Here is a 5,969-nt window from a genome sequence, read left to right on the forward strand (position 1 = left end):
ACGGACCTGTCGGGCAATCCGACGTTCCGTGAGCTGATCGCCCGGGTCCGGGAGAACGCCCTCGCCGCGTACGCCCATCAGGACGTGCCCTTCGAACGCCTCGTGGAGGTGCTGAACCCCACCCGGTCCATGTCCCGCCACCCCCTCTTCCAGACCGTCCTCACCTGGAACGCAGGCGACGGCCACGCGGCGTTCGACGCAGTCGCGGAACTCCCCGGACTGACCGTCTCGGCACGCCCCTCCGACGGCGGCACCGTCAAGTTCGACCTCCTCTTCGGCTTCGTGGAGCCCTCACCCGGTACCGAAAGCACCGGACTGCACGCCGTGCTGGACTACAGCACCGACCTGTACGACCACTCCGGCGCCCGGGCGATCGTCGAACGCTTCCTGCGCGTCGTCGAGGAGCTGGTCCGGGCCCCCGAACGAGAGGTCACCCGTACACCGGTCCTGTCCCCGGCCGAGCAGCACCAGCTGCTCGCCGAATGGAGCGGCACCCCCGGAACGGACCAGGACGTCCCGGCCCACACCACCCTGCTCTCGCTCTTCGACGGACAAGTGGCCTCCCACCCCGAGCTGGTGGCCGTCGCGGCCGACGACCTGTCCCTCACCTACCGACTGCTCGACGCCCGGGCGAACAGGCTGGCGCACCGGATCATCAAGGACGGGGTGCGGCCGGAATCGCCTGTTGTGGTCCTGATGGAGCGGTCGCCAGAAGTGGTGGTGGCGCTCCTCGCCGTGCTGAAGGCCGGCGGCGCCTACGTTCCCCTCAGCGCTGCCTATACGGACGCCCGTGTCCGCTCGATCATCGCGGAAACCGGCGCCCCTGTGGTACTCGCCGACCGCGCCTCCGAGGAGCGGGCCCGGTCACTGGCCGGACCTGCCGCCGTCATCGTGGCCGACGGTGACGACGAGGCCCTGCGGGATGCACCCGACAGTGATCCCGGCGTGGCCGTGGACTCCCGCCAGCTGGCTTACACGCTGTACACCTCGGGTTCGACCGGCACGCCCCGAGGCGTCGAGGTCACCCATGCCGACGTGGCAGCCCTGGCCCTGGACGGGCTGTGGCGTGCGGAGGCGGCGGAGCGCGTCCTGTTCCACTCTCCGCACGCCTGGGACGCCTCCACCATGGAACTGTGGGTGCCCCTCGTCAGGGGTGGCCGCGTGGTGGTGGCCCCGCCGGGCGAGCTGAGTCCGGAGGACCTGCACCGGCTCGTCCGAGAGCAGGGGATCACCGGCCTCTGGCTGACGGCCGGCCTGTTCGACGTCCTGACGGACGAGCGCCCGGAATGCTTCGACGGGGTCCTGGACGTCTGGACCGGCGGCGACGTGGTCTCCGCCGAGGCGGTACGCCGCGTCCTGGACCGCCACCCGGCCCTGCGGGTGGTCAACGGCTACGGCCCGACCGAGACCACGGTGTTCGCCAGCCACCACGAGGTGAGCTCCCGGAGCCTTCCGGCACCGGGCCGTACGGTGCCCATCGGACGTCCCCTGGACCATATGCACGCGTACGTCCTGGACGCCGCACTGCTCCCCGTACCCATCGGGGCGGTGGGCGAGCTGTACGTCACCGGGCCCGGAGTGGCCCGAGGCTACAGCGGACTGCCGGAACCGACGGCCGAACGGTTCGTGGCGAGCCCCTACGGTGCCGCCGGCGTGCGGATGTACCGTACCGGCGACCTGGTGAGGTGGAACGTCGACGGGCGTCTGGAGTTCGTCGCACGCGCCGACGAGCAGGTCAAGGTGCGGGGCTTCCGTGTGGAGCCCGCGGAGATCGAGGCGCACCTCGCCCGGCATCCGGGTGTCGGCTCGTGCGTCGTCGTGGCCCTCGAAGACGTCAGGGGCGACAAGCAGCTCGTCGGCTACGTCGTCCCCGCCGCACCGGCCGGGGGAGCACCGGAGGGGATCGAGACGGTTCCGGTGGAGCCCACCGGACTGCGCCGGTTCCTGACGGAGCACCTGCCCGCCTTCATGGTGCCGTCGGCGATCGTGATCCTCGACGCGCTGCCCCTCACCGTCAACGGCAAACTCGACCGCAAAGCGCTGCCCGCACCGCAGTACGGCGAGGGCAAAGCAGGCGCCAGGCCTCCCCGCTCGCCGCGCGAGGAGATCCTTTGCGAGCTCTTCGCCGAGGTGCTCCGCGTGCCGAAGGTGGGCCTGGACGACAACTTCTTCGACCTCGGCGGACACTCCCTGCTCGCGACCAGGCTGGTCAACCGGATCCGCGCCGCGCTGGGCGTCGAACTGCCGGTACGCAGCCTGTTCGAAGCGCCCACCGTCGCCCAGCTCGACACATCGCTCGACGCGAACGGGTACGCCGCCCCCGGCGCGGCCGGGGCGGCCGGCAGGCCGGCACTCACACGCGGCCCGCGGCCCGAGCGCATCCCGCTGTCCTTCGCGCAGCGCCGCCTGTGGTTCCTCGACCGGTTCGAGGGATCCGGGTCCACCACGTACAACATCCCGATGGCCCTGCGGCTGACGGGCCGGCTCGACGAGGACGCGTTGGCGGCCGCGCTCAAGGACGTGGCGGCCCGGCACGAGAGCCTGCGGACCCTCTTCGCCGAGGACGGCGAAGGCCCGTACCAGGTCGTCCTCGCCGAAGGCGCTGTCGATCCGGAGCTGATCCGGGTCGACACGGACGAGGACGCGCTCGCTGCGGACCTGCGGCAGGCCGGGCGACACACCTTCGACCTCACATCGCAGGTCCCCTGGCGCGCCTGGCTGTTCAGGCTGACACCCGATGACCACGTCCTGCTGATCCAGGTGCATCACATCGCCGCCGACGGCTGGTCCCTGCGACCGCTCACGCACGACCTGACGACCGCCTACACGGCCCGCCTGGCCGGCGTCGAGCCCGGATGGCCCGCCGCCCTCACCGTCCAGTACGCCGACTACACGGTGTGGCAGCGTGATGTCCTCGGTACGGAGGAAAACCCCGAAAGCGCCATCGCCCGCCAACTCGACTACTGGAAGGCCCATCTGGCCGGACTCCCCGAGGAACTCGAACTTCCCGCGGACCGGCCGCGGCCCGCCGCGTCCACCTACCGTGGAGACACCGTGGCGGTGTCGATCCCTTCGGAACTCCACTCCGAGCTCGTGCGACTCGCACGGGAGAACCACGCCACGGTGTTCATGGTCCTCCAGGCGGCGTTCGCGGCACTGCTTTCGCGCATCGGTGCCGGTGAGGACATCCCGATCGGTACGCCGATCGCGGGTCGTACGGATGGCGCGACCGAGGATCTGGTCGGGTTCTTCGTGAACACGCTGGTCCTGCGGACGGACCTGTCGGGCAATCCGACGTTCCGTGAGCTGATCGCCCGGGTCCGGGAGAACGCCCTCGCGGCGTACGCCCATCAGGACGTGCCCTTCGAGCGGCTGGTGGAGGTGCTGAACCCCACCCGGTCCATGTCCCGCCACCCCCTCTTCCAGACCATGCTCACCTGGAACGAGGACGCACAGGGGGCCACCGGGTCCTCCGTGGAGCTCCCGGGCCTGACCGTCTCCGGGCATCAGGTGGACACGGGCATCGCCAAGTTCGACATTTCCCTCGCCCTCGCGGACAGCCACACCTCGAGCGGCGAACCGGCCGGCCTGAACGGTGCACTGAGCTACGCGACCGATCTCTTCGACCGGGCGACCGTACTGACCCTGGCCGAGCGGTTCGTCCGCACCCTCGAAGCCTTCGCGGCCGGACCCGAGGACACCCTCCACCGACTGGACGTGCTCTCCACCGCCGAACGCGAGCGGACCCTCGTCACCTGGAACGACACCGCCCACGAGGTGCCGCAGGTGTCGCTGCCCGAGCTGTTCCAGGCCCAGGTGGAACGGACCCCCCACGCGACGGCCGTCATCCACGGAGAAGGCGGCGCCCTCTCCCTGTCGTACGCGGACCTCAACGAACGGGCCAACCGGCTCGGGCGACTGCTCGCGGAGCGGGGCGCGGGGCCGGGACGCTTCGTCGCCGTGGCACTGCCGCGCACATCCGACCTGGTGGTGGCCCTGCTCGCCGTACTCAAGACCGGCGCCGCCTACCTGCCCATCGACCCGGACTTCCCGGCCGAGCGGATCCGTCTGATGCTCGCGGACGCGGCACCCGTCCTGGTCCTGACGACGGCGGACCTCGCCCCCCGGCTACAGCTGGCGGAACCCGGCAACGCCGTCCTGCTCGACCGGACCGACCTCGACGGCCACCTCGGCGACAACCTGCCGCCCCTGCCCAGCCCGGCACTCCCGGCGTACGTCCTGTACACCTCCGGCTCGACCGGCCGCCCCAAGGGCGTCGTAATCGAACATCCGGCGCTGGTCAACTTCCTCACCGCGATGGACCACCGCTTCACGCTACGGCCCGAGGACCGGCTGCTGGCCGTCACCACGGTCGGCTTCGACATCGCCGGCCTGGAGCTCTATCTGCCGCTGATCAGCGGTGCCGCCACCGTGCTGGCATCTCAGCAGGAGACGCGCGACCCGGTACTCCTCCGCTCCCTGCTCCGCGCCTCCGGCGCGACCGTGATGCAGGCCACCCCGAGCCTGTGGCGTGCGGTACTGGAGAACGAGGCCACCGGCCTCGACACCGTACGGATCCTCGTCGGCGGCGAAGCCCTGCCGGCCGACCTCGCCGCGGCGCTGTGCACGGCCGGGAGCTCCGTCACCAACCTCTACGGCCCTACAGAGACGACCATCTGGTCGACCGCCGCAACAGTCACGACCGACAGCGGCGCGGTCCGCGGCTCGATCGGCAAGCCGATCGGCAACACCCGCGTCCACGTCCTCGACAGCGGGCTCGAGCCGGTCCCGGTCGGCACCGCTGGGGAGCTGTACGTGGCGGGCTCCGGCCTGGCCCGCGGCTACCTGGGCCGCCCGGACCTGACGGCCGAACGGTTCGTCCCCGACCCCTTCGGCGAGCCCGGCGCGAGGATGTACCGCACGGGTGACCTCGTCCGCTGGTCGGCCTCGGGAGAGCTGGAGTACCTTGCCCGGGTCGACGACCAGGTGAAGCTGCGCGGCTTCCGCATCGAGCTCGGCGAGATCGAGACGGCGCTGGCCGGCCATCCGGAGGTGCGGAGCGCCGCGGCGGTCGTCCGCGAGGACCGGCCGGGTGACAAGCGACTGGTGGCCTACGTTGTGCTCGTGCCCGGCGCGCGCGCCGACACCGCCGGACTGCGGGCGCACGTGGCGCTCTCCCTGCCCGAGTACATGGTGCCTGCGGCCGTTGTGCCGCTCGCGGCGCTGCCGCTGACACCCAACGGCAAGCTGGACCGGAAGGCGTTGCCCGCGCCCGAGCTGCCCGCTCACATTGCGCACCGGGCCCCGCGGTCGCCGCGCGAGGAGGTGCTGTGCGGGCTGTTCGCCGAGGTGCTGGGTGTGCCGGTGCTCGGGATCGACGACGGCTTCTTCGACCTGGGCGGGCACTCGCTGCTCGCGACACGGCTGGTGTCGCGGGTCCGGTCGGTCCTCGGTATCGAGCTGGCGGTGCGGCAGCTGTTCGAGGCTCCGACGGTGGCCGGGCTGGCGGCTGCGCTGGATGGTGCGGACGGTGCGCGGGCCGGTGTGCGGAGGGCGGAGGTACGCCCCGACCCGGTGCCGGTGTCGTTCGCCCAGCGCCGACTGTGGCTGTTGAACCGACTGGAGGGTCCGACCGCGACCTACAACGTGCCGTTGTCGCTGCGGCTGTCCGGCACCCTGGATGGTGACGCGCTGACCGCCGCGCTGCACGATGTCGTGGTGCGGCACGAGAGCCTGCGGACCGTCTTCACGGAGGATGCCTGGGGTCGTTCGTATCAGGTGGTCCTGCCGTCGGAGGCGGCACGACCCGTGGTGACCTTTGGTTCCATCGACGAGGCTTCCCTGGCCGGGGAGTTGGCGTCTGCAGCTCGTTATGGCTTCGATCTGTCCGGGGAGATTCCCATCCGGGCGTGGCTGTTCGAGGTGGCTCCGGAGGAGCACGTGCTGCTGGTGCTGGTGCATCACATCAG

1 protein-coding gene is annotated in these 5,969 nt (G+C 71.2%); it reads left to right on the forward strand.

Features of this window, described 5'->3' with window-relative positions; all coding sequences use genetic code 11:
• A partial coding sequence (locus tag ACZ5WG_RS40675; RefSeq protein ID WP_468729686.1) for an amino acid adenylation domain-containing protein occupies positions 1-5,969 on the forward strand: 5,969 nt, incomplete at both ends.

It is taken from the genome of Streptomyces sp. NPDC032745, from assembly GCF_055579465.1.